This is a genomic window from Acidocella aminolytica 101 = DSM 11237 (assembly GCF_900129125.1).
GTDB lineage: Bacteria > Pseudomonadota > Alphaproteobacteria > Acetobacterales > Acetobacteraceae > Acidocella > Acidocella aminolytica.
In genome coordinates, this window is sequence record NZ_FQVJ01000009.1 from 60939 (window position 1) to 80355 (window position 19417).

Below are 19417 nucleotides of genomic sequence, written 5' to 3' on the forward strand. Positions count from 1 at the left end.
ATGTTGATTATCACCCTCACCGTGCTGGCCACAGCACTGCATATCGGGCTTTGTTTCGCCGGGGCGCCGCTGTTGCTGGGGCTGGTGAACAAGCTGCGAGCTTGGCTGCTAGGGCGGCGCGGCCCGCCTCTGACGCAGCCTTACTGGCATTTGGTCAAGCTGTTGCGCAAAAGCACGCTTGTGCCGGACACGGCAACGGATTTGTTTACCTTCTGGCCGCTAGGCGCGTTTCTGGCCGTGACCGTGGCAACGATGCTGATTCCTGGTTTTGCCACCGGCCTGCTCACCGCTCCGGCGGCAGACTATATCACCGTCATCGGGCTGTTCGCCCTGGCCCGCACCGCGACCATGCTTGGTGGGCTGGAAACCGGCTTTGGCTTTGGCGGGGCCGGTGCTGCGCGGGAGGCTTTGTTCGGTCTGTTCGCCGAGGGTGCGTTGCTGGTGCTGCTGCTGGCCTTCGCGCTGCTGGCCCACAGCACCAGCCTGGATGGCATCGCCGCCACCTTCCGCACCGCGCATATCGGCATCTCCGTCTCGCTCGGTTTTGCGCTGGCGGCCATGCTCACTGTGGCCCTGACCGAGACCGGGCGCATCCCCACGGACAACCCCTCCGGCCATCTGGAACTCGCCATGGTGCATGAGGCGATGGTGCTCGAATATTCAGGCCGCCTTCTGGCGTTGCTGGATTATGCCGGGATGCTGCGGCTGGTGGCCTGGATGAACCTCATCGGCACCATCTTCCTACCCTTCGGCATGGCGCGGGCGGCGGATATTCTCTCCTGGCCCGGCGGGCTGGCGCTGTGGGTGGTCAAGTTGCTGGTGATGGCGGCGGTCCTCTCGGTGTTCGAGGTTTCGCGCGCCAAGATGCGCGTGTTCCGCGTGCCGGAGTTTCTGGGCGCCGCGTTGCTGCTGGGTATGCTGGCCAGCGTGTTCCTGTTTGTGGCGGCGAGGATCGGCGCATGAGCCTCACCTTCTCTCTCGCGCATCTGATGGGCGGGATCATCCTGCTCTGCGCCTTCCTGCAACTCTCTCAGAGGCGGCTGGCGGCGATGATCACGCTCTACCAGCTTGAGGCGCTGATCCTCTCCGTTGCCGCGCTCTGGCAGGGCTATGCACAGCATGAAATGGCGCTGTATCTGACCGGGCTGATCACCTTTGCCCTGAAAGCGGTGCTGCTGCCTTGGGGTCTGCGGGAGATCGTGCTGCGGTTCAACATGGTCCGCGCCGTTGAAACCGCGATGCCCATGGCGCTGTCGATGATTTTGGGCTTAGCGCTCATCGGCGTCGCGGTGCTGGTGGTGCTGCCGACCACGATGCGCTCCATCTCCCTCACGCGGGAGGATCTGGCCATCGCGCTCTCCGTGGTGCTGCTGGGGCTGCTGCTGATGATCGTGCGGCGCAATGCGCTGGCGCAGATCATTGGGTTTCTGTCCATGGAAAACGGGCTGGTGCTGGCGGCCGTCGGTATGCCGGGTATGCCATTTGTGGCGGAGTTTTCCGTCGCGCTCCTGGTGCTGCTAGCGTTTCTGGTGGTGGGGGTGTTCCTGCTGCGCATCCGTGAGCACTTCGACACGCTGGACCTCTCCGGCCTTGAGGAAATTGAAAGGCGGGGCCGGTGAATTTCGCGCTTTTCGCCATTGGATTGCCATTTGTGGCGGCGGCCTTGCTGGGGTTGGCGGGCACGCCGCGCCAAGGGGCCATTGGCAACGCCGTTGCTAGCCTGGCCTTGTTCGGCCTTACCTTGGCGGTGTTCTGGGGCCATAGCGCCGGGCTGGTCGCAGTGGACCCGCTGGCCGCCTTGTTTGGCACAGTCTCGGGGTTTGTCGGGCTGACGGCCGCCTTGGTGAATATCGGCTATGTCAGCGCGGATACGGCGCGTATGCCAGCACAGCGTTGGCGGCTTTACCATGCCTTGTTCCAGATTGTGCTGGGCACTACGCTCCTGGGGCTTTACGCGGATAATGTCGGGCTGCTCTGGGCGGCGATGGAAGGTGGCACCATCGCCATGACACTGGGGGTAAGCCTCTACCGCACCCCAACAGGGCTGGAAGCTGCGTGGAAATATTTCATCCTCGGCGGTGTAGGCATCGGACTCGCTTTGTTTGGCACCATGCTGGTTTATCTGGCTGCGCAGCCTGCCCTGGGGCCCGGTTTTGCGGCGATGAGCTTTACCGCCCTCTCCGCCCATGCCGCGCATATGGATGGCGCGTTGTTGACCTTGGCGTTTGTGTTTATCCTGTTCGGCTACGGCACCAAGGCCGCCTTGGTGCCGCTGCATGGCTGGCTGCCGGATGCTTATGCCGAAGGCCCGGCACCGCTCACCACCGCCCTCTCCGGCCTGCTTATCAACGTGGCGCTACTGGCCATTTTGCGCTTCCGTCATCTGATGCAAGCCAACGCGGCGGCGGGTGGCTCGGCCATGCCGCCGGGGCCGTTTCTGCTGAGTCTGGGGCTGGCCTCTTTGTTTCTGGCGGCGTTTTCCTTCTCCCGCCGACGGGATGCGCGGCGGTTTTTCGGATTCTCCTCCATCGAGCAATCCGGCATCTCGGCTTTTGCGTTCGGCATTGGGGGCCCGGTGGCGATTTTTGGCGGACTGCTGCACATGGTGCTGCATACACTGCTGAAATCGGGCCTGTTTCTGGCGCTGATCCGCGCCGCCAGCCTGCGCGGCTCGGCTAGTCCGGGGAATTACGGGTTCTCGCATCTGCGTGGGCTGCTGCAGGCGAATAAAAAAGTCGGCTGGCTGCTGGGGGCATGTATCTTCGCGCTTACCGGCCTGCCACCGTCCGGCTTGTTCGCCAGCGAGTTCATCATCATCAGCCAGACCATCAAGAAGAATCCTTATATGTCTCTGCCGCTGGGGTTGGGGCTGCTGCTCTGCGCGGTCGCGATCTCGCGGAATATCGGCCCGCTGCTCTTTGCCCCGGCGTCGTATGAAAAGCCCAAACCGGCCGGGCGCGACGCGTGGCTGGTGGGGCTGCATCTGGTACTGGTGTTTGTGGTGGCCTTCGCCATGCCGGGACCGCTGGTGAACCTACTCTCTCACGCGGCGGAGACATTACAATGAAGCTGCTTTCCCCAGAGGCCTGGGCCGCGCATCAAGGGCATTTCATCGCGCTCTGGACGGACTCCTCCCACGCTTACGCCTTGTATGAGCCGGATGAGCTGGTGGCAGTGGAGCTGCAAGACGGCGCCTACCCAACCCTGCATTACCCCGGTGCCAACTGGTTCCAGCGTTTGGCCAAGGATCTGAACGGCCACAAAGCCACCGGCTTTACCGAGACCCGCACGGCGGTGGAGCATTTCCGCGAGCTGGATGGTCGCGCCCCCTGGCCTGACTTCAAGGCCCCGGAAGTTGAGGGTGTGCATCAGGTGGCGGTGGGGCCAATACATGCCGGGATCATCGAGCCGGGGCATTTCCGTTTCTCTGTGGTGGGGGACCAAGTGTTGAAGCTGGAGGCCCGGCTCGGATATGCGCATAAAGGCACGCTGGGGCTGATGCGCGGAAAATCCGCCCGGCAGGCGGCGCGTTATGCGGCCCGGATTTCGGGCGATTCCACGGTGGCGCACTCCATCGCCTTCGCCCGCGCGGCAGAGGAGGCGCTGGGAACGCAGGTGCCCGAGCGCGCTGTTTCCTTGCGTGCCTTAATGGCGGAGATGGAGCGTCTGGCCAACCATACCAGCGATATCGGCGCCATGGCGGGCGATGCCGGGTTCGCTTTTCTGGATTCTCGCTTTGCCTTGATACGTGAATATCTTTGCGCTGCCGCGCAGGTCGCCTTTGGCCACCGGCTGATGATGGATGTGGTGGTGCCGGGCGGCGTGGCCGGGGATCTGGCCGAAGGTGGGGCAGATGCGATGGAGGATGCGCTGCACGCGCTTGAGCAGGAATTGCCCAGCCTGACGCGCGTATTTGAGGATTACGCCAGTCTGCAGGACCGCGTGGTGGGCACGGGACTGGTGCCACCTGAACTTGCGGCTTCATATTTCGCGGGCGGCTATGTGGGGCGCGCCTCGGGCCAGAATCGTGATGCTCGGGTGATGCCGGGCTATCCGCCTTATGGGGAACTCGGCTTGGCGGTGCCGGTGGAACAGGATGGCGACGTGGCAGCCCGTATCAAGATCAGGCTGCGGGAAATCCCGGAAAGTATCCGGCTGATCCGCGTCATTCTCGAGGCGCTGCCTGAAGGCACGGTGGCGCTGGCGCCTAATGCCGCCAGTGGCATGGGGTTGGGGGTGGCGGAGAGCTTCCGCGGCCCCGTCTGGCATTGGCTGAAAATTGATAACGGGCAGATCCAGGACGCCTTTGTGGCGGATGCAAGCACCTTGCACTGGCCGCTTCTGGAACACGCAGCCACCACCGCCATTCTCGCGGATTTCCCGTTGATCAATAAATCGATCAACGGGTCTTACTCAGGCGTGGATTTGTAGGCGCCTTACGCCCGCACGATGGACTGGGAATAAAGCGCGCTGCCATGCTCATCCACCAGCGAATAGTCCAACCGCCGGCCTGAAAGCCGGGCCACCATGAAGCCATGCGCGCCAGAGGCAAAGCCGCCGCGAATCGCGGGCTCCGGCTGGTAGGTCTCGGACCCTGCGCCGGTGCAGACGTAAGAAATGCCGTCCATCTTCACCGCCTGTAAAAGATGGTCATGCCCGCAAACATAAATTGGCACATGATGTTTTTGCAGAATGGGATTCACCCGCGCGATCATGTCTGGCTGGTCATGGTCATACCCATCAGCATCAGACTGCGCGGTATAGATCGGGTGATGCCCGATCACGATATTCCACTCCGCCGTCGAGGCGGTGAGCTTCGCGTCCAGCCAGTCGAGCTGTTCCTGGCTGTTCTGCCCGTCCACCGCGACGCGGGTGCCGTAATATTTTTTGATGAAGGGTGAAGTATCCAGGTAGTAAAACGCCGCTGTGGCGCTGCCGGGTAGGGTGGCGGTTTCCATGTAATAGCGGGCAGGCAACTGCCAGCGCTGGCTGTGCTTGGTGTAATCCAGCTGCGCTTGCACATTGCCACGGTAATCATGGTTGCCGAGCGTCACTTTCCATGGCGTCTGCAGCGAGGACGCGGTGTATACATCCTCGAACGAGCTTTTCCATTGTGGGTCGGAAACTGACTCCACCCCGTTCTCGTAGAAATTATCTCCCACCGAGACAGTGTGCAGGCTGCCGATCTCCTGCGCCGTGCGGCCCATCTGGCGGGCCACGGCGCGTTGGTGATGATAGCCATGCCGCCCCCAATCCCCGACTAGCAGGAAGGAGATGGACGCGTCCTCGGCATTGGCGGGGCGGGCCAGCGCGGCGCCGGCGCCCAGAACGGCGCTGGTGGTGGTGAATTGGCGGCGTGTCAGATTCATGACGGCTCCTGATGCTACCGGCGCCCTGTAGCAAACGCTACGAACCCGTGTGTGAGACAATTCCATGACAAGCGGAAAAGCCTTGCCGAGGCTCAGGCCGTAACCGCTTCATCGAGCTTTAAAACCTCGCCCGCCAGATACAGGCTGCCACAGATCAGCACGCGGGTGGGGGCGGTAATCTGTGCCAGTGCGCCACGCAAATCCGGCCCCGGCACGGCATGCCCGCCTGATGCTTCAATGATCTGCGCCACCGGTAAGGCCAAATGCTGCTCCGGCTCCTCCACTGCATAAAGGCAAGCAGCATGAGGGGCGATGATGCGGATGAACTCCGCCACGTCCTTGGATTGCTTCATGCCCAGAATCACGGTGGTGGGCGTGCCCCACGCCTGCAACTGCTGGGCCAGAATTTCTGCACCGCCGGGGTTATGCGCGCCATCCAGCCACAAGTCCGACCCTCGCGGCAGCATCGCCGCCAGCTTGCCCTGGAGCTTTTGCAGCCGGGCGGGCCATTCAGCCGCCCGTAAGCCCGCCGCCATGGCTTGCGGCGTGATGCTGAACCCGGCCGCGCGCAATGCGGTGAGGGCAATGCCCGCATTCTCAATCTGGTGCGGTCCGGTCAACGCCGGGCGAGGCAGAGCGATGCCGTCGAAAATCATGCCCGTGGCGATGGAGTCCACCGCCCATTCCAGCCCCCGGCGCAGGTGCGGCGCTCCTTTCTGCGCGGCCTCGGCGGCAATGCGCGCCAGCACTTCGGCGGGCTGGTAACCGGTCACAACCGGGATGCCGGGCTTGATGATCCCGGCTTTCTCTCCCGCGATCAGCTCCAGCGTGTTGCCCAGAAAATCCTGATGGTCGAGCGAGATGGACGTGATGGCGCAGGCGGTGGGGGAGACGACATTGGTGGCGTCCAGCCGCCCGCCCAAACCGACCTCGATGATGCACAAATCCGCCGGTATCCGCGAGAACAGCCAGAGCGCGGCGGCGGTGATGGCCTCGAACACCGTGATTTGGTTAGCTTGGTTCGCGGCCTCAATCGCATCCAGCGCCTCGGCCAGTTGCGTATCCGTGGCCAGCTTGCCCGCAAGCCGGATCCGCTCATTGAACCGCACCAGATGCGGAGAGGTGAAAACATGGGCCTTCAGCCCCGCCGCCTCGGCCACGGCGCGCGCCAGGGCGCAGACGGAGCCCTTGCCGTTGGTGCCCGCCACATGGACCACCGGCGGAAGATGTTTTTCAGGCGCGCCGAGATCCGCCAGCAGCCGTTCCAGTCGGTCGGTTTTGAGGTCGATCATGCGCGGGTAGAGCTTGTGCAGACGCTCCAGCGCCGCGCTGACTTTCAGCCGGGCGCCTGTGGCTCCGGCCTCGCGGTGCAACTCGTTGGTCAAGCGGCTTTCTTGTTGGCGGTGGCCAGGGAGATGAGCCGCGCGAGTGTTTCGGTCAGTTCACCGCGTTTCACCACCATGTCGATAATGCCATGCTGGTGCAGATATTCAGCGCGCTGGAAGCCTTCGGGAAGTTTTTCGCGCACGGTCTGCTCAATCACACGCGCCCCCGCGAAGCCGATTAACGTGCCCGGTTCGGCGATCTGGATATCACCCAGCATCGCGAAGGAGGCCGTAACGCCGCCGGTGGTCGGGTCCGTCAGCACCACGATGTAAGGCAGCCCGGCTTCCTTCACCATCTGGCTGGCGATGATGGAGCGCGGCATCTGCATGAGGCTGATGGCGCCTTCCTGCATCCGCGCACCGCCGGAGGCGGTGTAGACAATCAGCGGGGCGTTCTGTAGCACGGCCAGCCTTGCGGCGGCCACCAGCCCTTCACCCACGGCGGAGCCCATGGAGCCGCCCATGAACTCAAAAGACATTGCCGCCACAACCGTATTGGCGCCGCCCACCGTGCCGTGGGCCACCAGAATTGCGTCATCCTGCTTGGTTCTGTCGCGGGCATCCTTCAGCCGGTCGGCATAGCGCTTCTGGTCGCGGAATTTCAGCGGGTCCGGCACGGCTTTTGGCAGCTCGATCTTGGTGAAGGAACCATCATCGAAGGTCCAGGCCAGCCGGTCCTGCGCGGTGGCGCGCATATGGTGGCCGCAATGCGGACAGACCTTTTTGGCTGCCGCCAGCTCGGTATGAAAAATCATCTGCTGGCAGGAGGGGCATTGATGCCACAGATTATCCGGTGCCTCCTTGCGGCCAAGCAAGGTGCGGATTTTGGGGCGGACATATTCGGTGAGCCAGCTCATGAGGCAGGGAATTAACCTGTTTACGCCGGAAAGGGAAGATTCCTGCGCGGCGGCGCTTCAGGCCACCTTATCTTCCGCCGCGCCAATGCCAAGCTGCTTTAGCTTGCGGTGCAGGGCGCTGCGCTCCATGCCCACAAAATTCGCCGTGCGGGAAATATTGCCGCCGAACCGCAAAAGCTGGGCCTGCAGATATTGTGTCTCGAACACATCCCGCGCTTCGCGCAGCGGCAGAGACATCACATCCGCCGCCGGGTCGATCGCCAAAGCCCGTGGGGCGTGGGCGGCGAGCTCGGTGGGCAGATGCTCCGCATGGAACAACTCGCCCGGCTCATTAGAGCGCATGATCATCAGCCAGTCCATTACATTGCGCAGCTGGCGCACATTGCCCGGCCAGTCATGCGCCTGTAGCGCCGCTACCGCGTCCGAGGCCAAGCTGCGCGGCGGCAGACCGGAAATTTCAGCCGCATGGTGCAGGAAATAGCTAGCCAGCGCCGGAATATCCTCGCGCCGCTCCTTCAAGGCGGGCACGCGCAGAGGCACCACGGCGAGGCGGTAATAAAGATCCTCCCGGAACCGTCCTTCGGTGATCTCGGTCTGCAGGTCCTTCACGGTGGTGGCCAGAACGCGGATATCCACCTTCACTCGAGTTGTGCCGCCCACGCGATCAAAGCTCTGGTCCTGCAACACGCGGGCGATTTTGCTTTGCATTTCCGGCGGCAGTTCAGAGACTTCATCCAGCAGCAGCGTGCCGCCATGGGCGCGTTCCAGCACGCCCAGCTTGCGAGGGCTGTTCGGCCCGGCCTCAACCCCGAACAACTCGGCCTCGAACTTCTCCGGCGCCAGAATGGCACTGTTCATCACCACGAATGGCCCATCCGCCCGGCGGGATTTGGCGTGGATCATCCGCGCCACAATCTCCTTGCCAGCCCCTGGCGGGCCAGAAATCAGCACGCGCGAGCCGGTGGGGGCCACTTTTTCCACTGCGTTGCGCAGGCTGGCAATGCCATGGCCCTCGCCGGTCAGCTTGGTGTCGTTGCCCACGCGCAGGCGCAGCTCGGCATTTTCATGCTCCAGCTTGGCGGCCTCCAACGCGCGTTTAACCACCAGCAGCAGCCGGTCGGAATTGAAGGGTTTTTCGATGAAGTCATAGGCCCCGCGCTGAATCGCGGCGACTGCGGTTTCAATGGTGCCATGGCCGGAGATCATTACCACCGGCACGCGCGGCACCTCCTGGTGCAGCACGTCCAGAATCCCGATTCCATCCAGTTTGGAGCCTTGCAGCCACACATCGAGAATCACGAGATTCGGGCGCCGGGCGCGATAGGCGGTCAGCGCCTCGTCCGATGTGCCGGCACAACGCGCCTCATAGCCTTCATCCTTGAGAATCGCTTCGACAAGCATACGGATATCCGGCTCGTCATCCACGATCAGAATCTCGGTCATCGGGCAGGCAACTCCTTCGCTTCCTCCACCATCGCATCCTCCGGCAAGGCCGGTAAAATCAGAGACACTTCAGCGCCGGTTCCGCCCGGCGCAGTTTTCAGTTCAAGCCGCCCACCATGGTCCTCCATGATCTTGGCGACAATGGCAAGCCCCAGCCCCGTGCCTTTCGGTTTATGGGTCACATAAGGCTCGGTCAGCCGGTCACGTCCGGTCTCCGGCAGCCCGATCCCGTCATCGGTCACGCTCAGCACCGCCATGCTGCCTTTCTGGTGCAGGCGCAGCGTAACATGCCGCGCGCCCTGGCGCATGGTCACGGCATCGGCGGCGTTTTGCAGCAGGTTGGTCAATGCCTGGCCAATCAGCCGTCGGTCGCAGGAGGCCCGCAGCGGCTTGTCGATGACCACATTCCATTCAATGTCCCGGTTTGCAACGCGTTGCAGCACCATCGCCTCGCGGGCCAGTCGCTCCAGCGATTGGGGGCGCATTACCGGCTGCGGCATCCGGGCGAAGGTGGAGAATTCGTCCACCATCCGTCCAATATCCCCCACATGCCGCACAATGGTCTCGGCGCATTGGGTGAAGCTCTCCGGGTCGGAGGTGATTTCCTTGGCGAAGCGCCGCTTCAGCCGCTCGGCCGAGAGCTGGATGGGGGTAAGCGGGTTCTTGATTTCATGCGCGATCCGCCGCGCCACATCGGCCCAGGCGGCCTTGCGTTGGGCGGACATCAGCTCCGTCACGTCATCGAAAGTCACGATGAACCCGTCCGCGACATTTTCATTCATCTCCGCACCAATCCGTACCAGCAGCACGCGCTTACTCGCCCCGGCGCCATGCTCGATCTGCGCCGTGGCGGCGCGTTCCGGGGCGGCCATCACGGCTGCTATAAGAGGCGCGAATTCTGGCACGACTTCGGCAAGAGGCTGGCCAGTCTGCGGCAAAAGGTCGAGCCGCAGCAATTCGGAGGCCGCGCGGTTCGGCAACTCGATCCGCCCCTTGGTATCCAGCCCGATCACTCCGGCGGACACGCCCGCCAGAACCGTCTCTGTAAAGCGGCGGCGTTCATCGAGTTGGTCGTTCATGTCCAGCAGCGCTTTATGCTGGGCGGCGAGCTGCGCGGTCATGCGGTTGAACGCGCGGGAGAGCCCGGCCATCTCATCGCCGGTATTACGCTCGGGCACCTGCACATCCAGGTCGCCATCGCGCACAGTTTCCGCCGCACGGATCAGATGCCCCAGTGGCTTGGCGATCTGGTTGGCGATAACCAGCCCAAAGCCGATCAATGCCGAAAGCACCAGCAGCGTCAGCACGGCAATGATCATCGCGAAGGAGATTTCAAGCTGCGAGCGGTTGCGGGCAAGGCGTTGATATTCCGCCACCGCCTGCTTAGTCTTGCTCACATGGTCCAGAATCGCTGGGTCGATCGGCTTTTCCACCATCAGCATCAGCGGCGGGGTGATGTCGAGCTTGATCACCGCCTGCTCCACTGTGCTGCCGGGCGGGCTGATCACCGGCACCTGCCCGCTATTGGCCTGGGCGATGGCGTTATGGTTCGGAATACTGGCGGCAATGCCCGCGAATAGCCCGGCTGAGGCAATCACCTGCCCGCTCAGCGGGTCAAAAATCACCGCCTGGGTCAGGCCGCGGGTTGAGGTCTGGGAGACCAGATAAGAGGCGAATTCGTTGGGGTTGCCAAAAAACACCGACCCCGCTTGGGAGAGATCGTTGGCCATGGCCAGCGCGTCCAGCCTGATATCGTTCTCATGTTCCGAGAGATAGCCTTGCGCGACTTGGTCGCTCTCAGCCAGGGCTGTCTGCACCCGGTTATTAAACCAGGCCTGCACGCCGAAATTAAAGAACACGATAGCGAACACCGCTACCAGAATCGCAGGCACCGCCGCCACGCCGCCAAACAGCAGCACTAGCCGTACATGCAGCCGGGCCCCCGCCGCGCCACGCCGATGCTCCAGCACGACGCGAGTCACGCGCCCGGCCAGCACCAGAATCAGCAGCAGCAGCGCCGCGAAATCCGCCACGATTAGTCCAACCGCCGTCCCCGAATGCAGGGACAGATGCACCCGCCCGGCCAGCAGCGCGAAGGTGACAATGCCCAGCACCAGCGCCACGGAGGCGACCAGCAGCGTCGCCACGCGCCCGAGCATCAGATCCACCGCCCAGGCAAGCCTGGAGCGTGCGGGAGGCTTTTCAGATTGTGGCAGTTGGCCGCTCATCCCACCCGGCGCTGCACGCCAATCCCGTGCTCACGGATTTTCTTGCGCAGCGTGTTGCGGTTCAGCCCCAGTAGCGCCGCGGCGCGGATCTGGTTGCCGCGCGTTTCCGCCAGCGTCATGCGGATCAGCGGGCGTTCCAGCTCCGCCAAGGCTCGCTCATACAGCACGCCTTCCTCGCCGGATTCCCGCAAGGAGGTCAGCAGCCGGGCAATATGGCGTTCCACCACCGAGGACATATTGTCGCTGTCCTCACCGGGGTTGGCGGCCACGGGTTCTTCAGGCGGAGCATATTCTGTGAACTCCTGGGTGATAATTTCCTCGGAGATCACCGGCTGAGGCACCAGTGCGGCGAGGCGGCGGATCAGATTTTCCAGCTCGCGCACATTCCCTGGCCAGCGGTAGGACGAGAGCAGCGCCATGGCCGCCGGCTCAACGGTTTTGGCGGGTAGCCCCTCGGACTGCGCCTTGTTGAGGAAATGCTGCGCCAGCACGGGAATATCATCAGGCCGTTCCCGCAGAGGCGGCAACCGGATTGGCACCACGTTGAGCCGGTAGAACAAATCCTCGCGGAACTGGCCGGAGCGGATCAGCGCGCGCAAATCCCGGTGGGTGGCCGCGACAATCCGCGCATTGGCGCGGATCGGCTGGCGCCCGCCCACAGTGGTGAACTCGCCCTCCTGTAACACGCGCAGCAGGCGGGTCTGGGCCTCTGGCGGCATATCGCCGATTTCGTCCAGAAACAAGGTGCCACCCGCCGCCTGCTCAAACCGGCCGATATGCCGGTTGGTAGCCCCGGTAAAGGCGCCGCGTTCATGGCCGAACAGTTCGCTTTCAATGAGCTCGCGCGGGATCGCCGCCATATTGATCGCCACGAACGGCCCGGTGCGGCGGCGGCCATAATCGTGCAGAGCGCGGGCCACCAGCTCTTTCCCCGCGCCGGATTCACCGTTGATCATCACGGTCAGGTCCGTGGTGGTGAGGCGCGCGATGATCCGGTAAATCTCCTGCATCGCCGGTGAACGGCCGATCAGTGGCATCGGCTCGTCGGACACCGCTTTTGGCGTTTCAGCCTGCGCGGCAATCACTAGCGGCTGTTTCAGCGCCCGGTCCACCACCGCCAGCAGGTCCGTGAGGTCAAACGGCTTGGGCAGATATTCAAACGCGCCACGCTGGGTGGCCTGGACGGCGGTGGTCAGCGTGCTTTGCGCGCTCATCACGATCACCGGCAGCTCCGGGCGGATCCGGCGGATGCGCGGAATCAGGTCCAGCCCGTTTTCATCCGGCATGATCACGTCAGTAATCACGACATCTCCTTCGCCATCCTCCACCCATCGCCAGAGCGTCGCGGCGGAGGAGGTGGCGCGCACCTGATATCCGGCCCGGCCCAGCGCCTGAGTCAGAACGGTACGGATGGAGCGGTCGTCATCGGCGACAAGAACGGTGGGAAGCGTCATACTTAATTCACGCCTTCTTCGGGATCTTCGTAAACGGGCAGATGGATGCGGAACTCGGTGCGTCCGGGGCGGCTATCGACATCGATCAACCCGCCATGGTCGGCCACGATTTTCGCGACCAGGGCAAGACCAAGACCAGACCCCGCTGCCTTGGTGGAAACAAAAGGTTCAAACAAATGCCGCCTGATATCCTCGGGGATGCCGGGGCCATTGTCCCGCACGGAGACAAAAAGCGGCAGATTGGGGCGGGATCGTCCAATGGCGGCGGAAAGTCGCACGCCATGCTGAAAGCCGGTGGTGAGGTGGATTTCACCATCATGCTTGTCGCTGCCGGAGATCGCCTCGGCGGCGTTTTTCACCAGATTCAGCAGCACCTGGATCAGTTGGTCTCGGTCCCCCAACACATGCGGCAGAGAAGGATCATAGACCTCGATGAATTTGATGCGTTCCGCAAAGCCAGACCCGGCCAGCTTGCGTACATGCTCCAGCACGCGGTGGATATTCACCGCCTGGCGTTCCAGCTTCTTCTCGCCGAATGTCTCCATTCGTTCCACCATGGCGCGGATGCGGTCGGCTTCATCGCGGATCAGCACGGCAAGCTCCTTGTCTTGCGGCGTGGCGTTAAGCTCCAGCAACTGCGCCGCGCCGCGAATTCCGGAGAGTGGGTTTTTCACCTCATGCGCCAGAATCGCGGCCATGCCGGTGATGGAACGCGCGGCATTGCGGGCGGACATTTGCTGATCCAGCGCCTTGGCAGCGGATTCATCCTGGAAGGTGAGCAACACATAGCCGGGATAATCCAGTACCGGGGCGGCCTGCACCGCGCAGCCACGCCGGGTCATGCGCGGGCCTTCCATCACCAGGTCATGCTCCGCGATGGTCACCCCCGCGCTGCGGGCGCGTTCCATCATCAGAAACACGGGATGATCCACCGGCAGCAATTCGCCCAGATTGGACGACTGCAAAATGCTCTTAGACGCGCCGAAAAACTCCTCGGCGGCGTAATTCACCTCGGAGATCGCATCCTGCTCATCCACCACAATCACGGCGATGGGCAGCGCCTCCATAATCTGCGCGGGGTCGATGTCGATCTGCTTTTCACGTGGTGCTCGGCGTACCAGCTTGAACGCCTTTCTGAAGCTGCTCATGCTGCAATCGCCATTTCATCCTGCCGGACAAACCCTTGTTCAATCAGCGGGTCGTAAAATTGATGGATCAACGCTTCCACGGCCTCCCCGGTATCCAGCCGGTTCACTTCGGCGCGGAACCCGGCGGAACTGTGCAGCCCCTGGCTGTACCAAGCCACATGCTTGCGCCCCAGACGCACGCCCGGCCGGTCGCCAAAGTGCGAGCGGATGGCGCGGTAATGGTGCAGCAGAATTTCCTTCTGCTCCGCCAGGGACGGTGCCGGCACCAGCTCCCCGGTGGTCAAATAATGCATCACCTGCCGCAGGAACCAGGGGCGGCCATAAGAGCCGCGCCCGATCATCACGCCGTCCGCGTTGGAGCGCCGAAGCGCCTCGGCGGCCTTATGCGCGGTGGTTATGTCCCCGTTTACAATCACCGGCAAGGAGGTAGCGGCCTTCACCTCGGCGATAAAGTCCCAGTTAGCGGTGCCCTCATAAAATTGCTGGCGGGTGCGGCCATGCACGGTGAGCAGCGTAATGCCCGCCTGTTCGGCAATCCGGGCGAGGGTGGGGGCGTTCAGGCTATTATGGTCCCAGCCCATGCGCATTTTCAGCGTCACCGGCACGTCCACGGCGCGCGCGGTGGCTTCCAGAATGCGCCCAGCCAGCACCTCGTCACGCATCAGGGAGGACCCGGCCATCTGGCCGATCGCCACCTTTTTCACCGGGCAGCCAAAATTGATGTCAATGAGATCCGCTCCCAGCCCCACGGCAATCTTCGCGGCCTCGGCCATGGCCTTGGGGTCGCAGCCGGCAAGCTGCACAGAGGATGGCCCGCCGCCCGCCACCACCTCGGCCATGCGCAGCGTGGCGCGGTTTTCCCGCACCATCGCCCAGGAGGCGATCATTTCCGAAACCACCAGCCCGGCGCCATGCTCCTTCACCAAGGTGCGGAAGGGCAGATCGGTCACGCCAGAGAGCGGGGCGAGGATGACAGGGTGATCCAGCCGGACCTGACGCGGGCCTGTTCCGATCGTCAGCGGCTTGATCATGGGGAAAACGTCATTGCTCATCATTTGGGCAAATTAGTTGCCAATGCCCCGCCGTGCAATGATGGTTATTGACGATAATGCTGCGTCACGTGCATTCCCGCCCGGCAATCTCAGGAGAAACACACCATGATCCCGCGCATCGGCACAGGTTTTGACGTTCACGCCATGGCGGATAACCGCGACATGATCATTTGCGGTGTCAAAATTCCGCATGAAAAAGGCTTGGCGGGCCATTCAGACGCCGATGTCGGTATCCATGCGCTGTGCGACGCCATTTACGGCGCCCTGGCGGAGGGCGATATCGGCCGCCACTTCCCGCCCAGCGAAAATACATGGAAAGACGCCGACAGCGCCCGCTTTCTGCGCCATGCGGCGGAGCGTATTGCCGCGCGCGGCGGCCGGCTTTCCAACGCGGATGTTACGATTATCTGCGAGCGCCCAAAAATTGGCCCGCATGCCCAAGCCATGCGCGAGAGGCTGGCGGAGCTGATGGGCGTCTCCGTCGATCTGGTCTCCGTTAAAGCTACCACAACTGAGCGTTTGGGCTTCACCGGTCGCGGCGAGGGTATTGCCGCGCAGGCCGCCGTGATCGTGCTGGTGCCGGAGGGGTAACGCCTCCTGAATCATTCTGCATTTTTTCTAGGCGGCTGGATACGGCCGCATGAAGTCGGTGAATAAAACTTCATGCCGCCAGCTTTTTGGTATTGCTGCGCTGCGAAATCTCATGTTTCGTCGCATGCGCCGCCCAGATATATCATTGAGCCATAGGATGAGTTTCTTCTCCTATTTCTTGGACGTTTCCTCCCTAAACTTGGCGGTGCAATTTTGCACCGCCTTTTTTTTGCTCAGCGCGCCAGGCGCAGCGTGGCGGGCAACAGCTTGCTCCAGCCCGTGGGGTCAAAATACCAGGTTTTCGCGGGGGAGGCGTAACGCTCCAGATAGCCCAGGTAAATATCTTGATCGAGCGGTTCAGCTTGCCCGTCGCGCTCCGGCTGGTTCTGCACCACCAGCAGCTGGTTGCGGCCAAATCTGTTCAAGGCGGCATGCAACGCTAAAATATCCGGCCAGCTCACAGGTGTGAGGCTTTTATAAACCCAGATGCGCTTACCCTCCGCCAACTGACGGCGCATTTTATCGATCAGATAAGCGTGTTTCGCGGCTTCTTCGGCATAAATGGCGTCCCGTTCCTGGGTTGGCCTGGGCGTAATAACGCCATTTTCTTGTCGGACCATCCAGCGGGAGTGAAAGGCAATTTGGTAGTTTTTGTCCTTGAGCAGCAGCCCCTCATGTAGCGGCTCCAATGCGTCTTGCGCGAACAGCCCAGCGAAATCCTGCTTCAGCAATTTCACCAGGCTGGGAATGCCGCCCTCGACCAAGGCCCATGAGAGCAAATTGCCCTCGCCAAAGCCATTGCCATGCTGCACAAACGCGAATTCACAATTCTGCCCCAGGCTTTCAAATGCCTGAACCTCCTCGCATAAAGGCGCACCGAGGCTGGCAAAATAGTTATCCCATGGATTTGGCCCGCTCATGCGCGCATGTCAGCGGGCCAAATCATTTTGAGTCAAGCCGTTAAATTCAGGCGACTTCCTTCGCGGAGGTGATCACCGGCGCCGCGCCAAGCAACGGCCCGGCCGCTGCCAGGGCTGCCTGCAGATGCGGGCTGGCCATGTGGGTCTCCACCGCCGACTGGTCCTGATAGCACTCATAAACCAGGAAAGTGCCCGGCGTTTCGGTGCCTTCATAGAGGTGATAGCTCAGATTGCCCGGCTCCTTCCGGGTGTCGTCAACCAGATTGCGGAGAATCTGGCGCAATTCGGCTTCTTTGCCCGCGGAGGCGGTCAGGGTGGCGAAAACATAGACGCTGTTCTGGTCCGGCATGGAATACTCCTCCTCAAAGACATTAATGGCCGGTGAGGCGGGTGCGGCACGTCACCAGCCCGGGCACGATAATTCATGGCCACGCCAGTGCAACCAATGTTCCAGAGTGGAGCAGGAAAGAGAGTGGGGGGCTTCTGTTGCCCGGCGCCCCCCGTGCCGCGCTTATCTCCGCTTATTAGGCGGCGACAGCGAATGCTACGTTGTTATCGTTCGCATTTAAAAATTAGCCCGATAACGGCGGTACAATGCCGGGCAAAAGGTGGGTCTTTACCACGCGTGTCGAGTCTATTTCGCCCCCATAACCCCGGATCTGAACCGCAACCGGCTCATGCCGATTCGCCCAGGCCCACGGAAAATGGTGGAGGCGCCGGGTACCGCCCCCGGGTCCACAACGCTTATTTCACGCACCGTTTATCACCATAGTCAGCAAGCTGACGCCACCTATATAGTTCGTGTTCGGCAGATGTGAAAGAGCCGGACTGTGCTTCTGCCGCAAGATTGCTCTTCGTGATAGGGACGAATCGCAGCAATATGAAAGAGAGGTACCATGAGCCTTTCATCCGAACAGCAGACCGAGATCGAGGCCGCGCGCGCCGCCTCCCACACCACCCGCCGCCCCACCGTGGCGGAGTTGGAAGAACAGCTTTTCAACGCCGTCCCGGTGCTGGACCACGGGTTTGTGCGCGTGGTGGATTATATGGGTGACGATTCCGCCGTGGTGCAGGCGGCCCGTGTCTCTTACGGACGCGGCACCCGCCGGGCGCTGGAGGATGAAGGGCTGATCCGCTACCTCATGCGCCATTATCACTCCACCCCGTTCGAGATGTGCGAGATCAAATTTCATGTGAAGCTGCCGATCTTCGTCGCGCGCCAGTGGATTCGTCACCGCACCGCCAATGTGAACGAATATTCCGCGCGCTATTCCATTCTGGACAAGGACTTCTACCTCCCCGCGCCGGAGCAGATGGCCAAGCAAAGCACCGATAACCGCCAGGGCCGAGGGGAGGTTCTGGATGCCGAAATCACCGCCCGCGTGCTGGGTCTGCTGCGTCAGGACGCCGAGCAGACCTATGGCCATTACGAGGACATGCTGGGTGACGAGGTCGGGCTGGCGCGGGAGCTGGCGCGCATGAATCTCACGCTCAACACCTATACCCAATGGTACTGGAAGACGGATCTGCACAACCTCTTCCACTTTCTGCGCCTGCGTGCCGATTCTCACGCCCAGTACGAGATCCGCGTCTATGCCGAGGCGATGCTGAAACTCACCGAGGCTTGGGTTCCGCTTTCTTACAAAGCGTTCTGCGACTACCGGCTGGGGGCGGTCACCTTCTCCGCCAAGATGCTTGATTGCGTGAAGAAAATGCTGGCGGGCGAGGCAGTGACGCAGGAAACCTCGGGCCTTTCCAAGCGCGAATGGGCGGAGTTTTACGCCGCGTTAGGCCGGGTTTAAAACCCCGTCCTTCCAGCGTTGCAGCGTCACGAAGCTGGCGGTGTTCTGGCCGGTAATATCGAACACCGCCCCAAAGCCGTTCAGCAACGCTCCTTGGGGCAGATTCACGGCGCTCAGCATGGCCAGCAGCTTCCCCGGGTCGCCCCTGGCGGCCTTCAGCGTATCAAAGGTCAGCTTGGCGCCAACATAAGCGGTGCAGGACTCGGCTGAACGCGGTGGGGTGGCGTAGCGGGCCTCATAAGCCTGCGCCACGCTTTCCGCCTTGCCGGGATAAAACGGTGCGGCAATCACCAGCGTGCCGTTCAGCGCCCCGCCCAAGGCCGCCGCCGTGTCGCGCAGCCCATAGCCTTCACCACAGCCAATCAGATCATCCGGCCGCCACGCCAGGCTTTTCATGGCCTGGAACAAGGCCAGCGTGTCATCTGGCCCGGCGGCATGCAGCAGCACCTCCACCCTGGCGCGCATCATCCGCTCGGTCTGGACATACAGATCAGCCGTGTCCTCCGCGTAGCCCGCCATGAGGGTGATCGGCAACTGGGCGGCTTTCAGCGCGGCGATAACCGCGGCGGCGATGGCCCCGGCCGTGGCGCCGGTATTGAACAAAAACCCCAGTCTGCGTTTGGCGAACCGGGTCTGGATGCAACTCGCCGCCAGATTCCCTGTCATGCTGGTATTGGGCCCCGTGCGCAGCAGGAATTTAAACCCGCGCGTCATGATGCCGTCCGCCGGGGCGGTGAGTTCGATAAACGGCACCTGCGCCAGCTCCGCCGCCGCCGTGGCGGGGTACGAGAGAGCGGATGCGCCGCTGCCAAACAGCAGATTCACATGCTGCTGCGAGATAAGCCCCTTCACCGCCGCGGCCGCGCTGCTCTGAGAAGGCATATCCGTCGCCGTTACGGCGAGCGACTGACCCGCAACCCCGCCTTCTGCGTTCACCTTGTCCATCGCCAGCTGAATCCCGCGCAGCGTTTCGTCCCCAGAGAGCGCATACGCGCCGGTGAGCGGCAGTACAGCGCCAAAATGTGGGGCAGGGGGCGTGCTGGCGGGCGGCGCGCCTACCTTGGTGGCGGCGCGGCCTGGTGCGGCAAAGCTGAGCGCCGCGGCGGCGCCAAGCAAGGAGCGGCGGGGGAGTGAAGACATGCGCTGCTAACTTGCACCGGCCTCGGCT

At 62.5% G+C, this 19417-nt stretch carries 16 protein-coding genes, 1 other RNA gene and 1 pseudogene; 6 read left to right on the forward strand and 12 right to left on the reverse strand.

All coding sequences use genetic code 11. The annotated features are described in order from the left end of the window. Genes BUB54_RS06765 through BUB54_RS06780 form a run of 4 tightly spaced genes read left to right on the forward strand, consistent with a single transcriptional unit; the run spans position 1 to position 4431 of the window. Entirely contained in the window at positions 1-963 is a 963-nt protein-coding gene (locus tag BUB54_RS06765; protein WP_048879645.1) for a respiratory chain complex I subunit 1 family protein, read from the forward strand. Then, positions 960-1619 (forward strand): hydrogenase-4 component E, encoded by a 660-nt coding sequence (locus BUB54_RS06770; protein WP_048879644.1) that lies wholly within the window; start codon positions 960-962, stop codon positions 1617-1619. Before BUB54_RS06765 ends, BUB54_RS06770 begins: the two co-directional genes overlap by 4 nt. Then, the gene (locus tag BUB54_RS06775) at positions 1616-3067 is read left to right on the forward strand and encodes a proton-conducting transporter transmembrane domain-containing protein (protein ID WP_048879643.1); all 1452 of its coding nucleotides are present in this window, start codon (positions 1616-1618) and stop codon (positions 3065-3067) included. Before BUB54_RS06770 ends, BUB54_RS06775 begins: the two co-directional genes overlap by 4 nt. Then, positions 3064-4431 carry a hydrogenase large subunit gene (locus BUB54_RS06780; RefSeq protein ID WP_052948412.1) on the forward strand — a complete coding sequence of 456 codons (1368 nt, stop codon included), beginning with the start codon at positions 3064-3066 and terminating at the stop codon, positions 4429-4431. The genes BUB54_RS06775 and BUB54_RS06780 overlap by 4 nt, the downstream gene beginning before the upstream one ends. 5 nt (positions 4432-4436) lie before the next feature. Here the strand turns inward: BUB54_RS06780 and BUB54_RS06785 are convergent, their stop codons facing one another. From BUB54_RS06785 to dusB, 8 genes are all read right to left on the reverse strand, one after another. Further along, positions 4437-5369: a purple acid phosphatase family protein gene (locus tag BUB54_RS06785; RefSeq protein ID WP_048879642.1), complete on the reverse strand. Its 933-nt coding sequence runs from the start codon at positions 5367-5369 to the stop codon at positions 4437-4439. Positions 5370-5461: 92 nt separating this feature from the next. After that, entirely contained in the window at positions 5462-6754 is a 1293-nt protein-coding gene (locus BUB54_RS06790) for a bifunctional folylpolyglutamate synthase/dihydrofolate synthase (protein WP_241869424.1), read from the reverse strand. Beyond that, the gene (gene accD, locus BUB54_RS06795; protein WP_048879641.1) at positions 6751-7611 is read right to left on the reverse strand and encodes an acetyl-CoA carboxylase, carboxyltransferase subunit beta; all 861 of its coding nucleotides are present in this window, start codon (positions 7609-7611) and stop codon (positions 6751-6753) included. The genes BUB54_RS06790 and accD overlap by 4 nt, the downstream gene beginning before the upstream one ends. A gap of 57 nt (positions 7612-7668) precedes the next feature. After that, positions 7669-9054, reverse strand: a complete 1386-nt coding sequence (ntrX, locus tag BUB54_RS06800; RefSeq protein ID WP_048879640.1) for a nitrogen assimilation response regulator NtrX — start codon at positions 9052-9054, stop codon at positions 7669-7671. Further along, positions 9051-11282, reverse strand: coding sequence for a sensor histidine kinase NtrY-like (locus BUB54_RS06805; RefSeq protein ID WP_048879639.1), 2232 nt, complete (start codon positions 11280-11282; stop codon positions 9051-9053). The genes ntrX and BUB54_RS06805 overlap by 4 nt, the downstream gene beginning before the upstream one ends. Beyond that, positions 11279-12736: a nitrogen regulation protein NR(I) gene (gene ntrC, locus BUB54_RS06810; protein ID WP_048879638.1), complete on the reverse strand. Its 1458-nt coding sequence runs from the start codon at positions 12734-12736 to the stop codon at positions 11279-11281. Before ntrC ends, BUB54_RS06805 begins: the two co-directional genes overlap by 4 nt. A gap of 2 nt (positions 12737-12738) precedes the next feature. After that, entirely contained in the window at positions 12739-13884 is a 1146-nt protein-coding gene (locus tag BUB54_RS06815) for a two-component system sensor histidine kinase NtrB (protein ID WP_048879637.1), read from the reverse strand. Beyond that, a complete protein-coding gene (dusB, locus tag BUB54_RS06820) occupies positions 13881-14936 on the reverse strand; it encodes a tRNA dihydrouridine synthase DusB (protein WP_048879703.1) in 1056 nt (351 codons plus the stop codon). Before dusB ends, BUB54_RS06815 begins: the two co-directional genes overlap by 4 nt. A gap of 102 nt (positions 14937-15038) precedes the next feature. Between dusB and ispF the strand changes: the two are divergent. Next, a pseudogene (ispF, locus tag BUB54_RS06825) lies at positions 15039-15527 on the forward strand (2-C-methyl-D-erythritol 2,4-cyclodiphosphate synthase); the annotation flags it as partial. Positions 15528-15760: 233 nt separating this feature from the next. On the opposite strand, the gene BUB54_RS06830 reads toward ispF, so the two are convergent. The 3 genes from BUB54_RS06830 to ssrA all read right to left on the reverse strand — a co-directional run bounded on the left by BUB54_RS06830 (position 15761) and on the right by ssrA (position 17271). After that, positions 15761-16447: a hypothetical protein gene (locus tag BUB54_RS06830; protein WP_048879635.1), complete on the reverse strand. Its 687-nt coding sequence runs from the start codon at positions 16445-16447 to the stop codon at positions 15761-15763. 46 nt (positions 16448-16493) lie between these two features. Next, positions 16494-16796: a putative quinol monooxygenase gene (locus BUB54_RS06835; protein WP_048879634.1), complete on the reverse strand. Its 303-nt coding sequence runs from the start codon at positions 16794-16796 to the stop codon at positions 16494-16496. A gap of 122 nt (positions 16797-16918) precedes the next feature. Further along, positions 16919-17271: a transfer-messenger RNA gene (gene ssrA, locus BUB54_RS06840) on the reverse strand. A 72-nt stretch (positions 17272-17343) separates the two neighbouring features. Between ssrA and thyX the strand changes: the two genes are divergently transcribed. Continuing rightward, positions 17344-18249 carry an FAD-dependent thymidylate synthase gene (gene thyX, locus BUB54_RS06845; RefSeq protein WP_048879633.1) on the forward strand — a complete coding sequence of 302 codons (906 nt, stop codon included), beginning with the start codon at positions 17344-17346 and terminating at the stop codon, positions 18247-18249. Here the strand turns inward: thyX and BUB54_RS06850 are convergent. Further along, positions 18235-19389 (reverse strand): ABC transporter substrate-binding protein, encoded by a 1155-nt coding sequence (locus BUB54_RS06850; RefSeq protein ID WP_048879632.1) that lies wholly within the window; start codon positions 19387-19389, stop codon positions 18235-18237. The genes thyX and BUB54_RS06850 overlap by 15 nt on opposite strands. Between the last annotated feature and the right edge of the window lie 28 nt (positions 19390-19417).

Coding starts and splice junctions, on each gene's coding strand:
- BUB54_RS06765 (WP_048879645.1), top strand. CDS start 1: ATGTTGATTATCACCCTCACCGTGCTGGCCACAGCACTGCATATCGGG.
- BUB54_RS06770 (WP_048879644.1), top strand. CDS start 960: ATGAGCCTCACCTTCTCTCTCGCGCATCTGATGGGCGGGATCATCCTG.
- BUB54_RS06780 (WP_052948412.1), top strand. CDS start 3,064: ATGAAGCTGCTTTCCCCAGAGGCCTGGGCCGCGCATCAAGGGCATTTC.
- BUB54_RS06785 (WP_048879642.1), bottom strand. CDS start 5,369: ATGAATCTGACACGCCGCCAATTCACCACCACCAGCGCCGTTCTGGGC.
- accD (WP_048879641.1), bottom strand. CDS start 7,611: ATGAGCTGGCTCACCGAATATGTCCGCCCCAAAATCCGCACCTTGCTT.
- ntrX (WP_048879640.1), bottom strand. CDS start 9,054: ATGACCGAGATTCTGATCGTGGATGACGAGCCGGATATCCGTATGCTT.
- BUB54_RS06805 (WP_048879639.1), bottom strand. CDS start 11,282: ATGAGCGGCCAACTGCCACAATCTGAAAAGCCTCCCGCACGCTCCAGG.
- ntrC (WP_048879638.1), bottom strand. CDS start 12,736: ATGACGCTTCCCACCGTTCTTGTCGCCGATGACGACCGCTCCATCCGT.
- BUB54_RS06815 (WP_048879637.1), bottom strand. CDS start 13,884: ATGAGCAGCTTCAGAAAGGCGTTCAAGCTGGTACGCCGAGCACCACGT.
- dusB (WP_048879703.1), bottom strand. CDS start 14,936: ATGAGCAATGACGTTTTCCCCATGATCAAGCCGCTGACGATCGGAACA.
- BUB54_RS06830 (WP_048879635.1), bottom strand. CDS start 16,447: ATGAGCGGGCCAAATCCATGGGATAACTATTTTGCCAGCCTCGGTGCG.
- BUB54_RS06835 (WP_048879634.1), bottom strand. CDS start 16,796: ATGCCGGACCAGAACAGCGTCTATGTTTTCGCCACCCTGACCGCCTCC.
- thyX (WP_048879633.1), top strand. CDS start 17,344: ATGAGCCTTTCATCCGAACAGCAGACCGAGATCGAGGCCGCGCGCGCC.
- BUB54_RS06850 (WP_048879632.1), bottom strand. CDS start 19,389: ATGTCTTCACTCCCCCGCCGCTCCTTGCTTGGCGCCGCCGCGGCGCTC.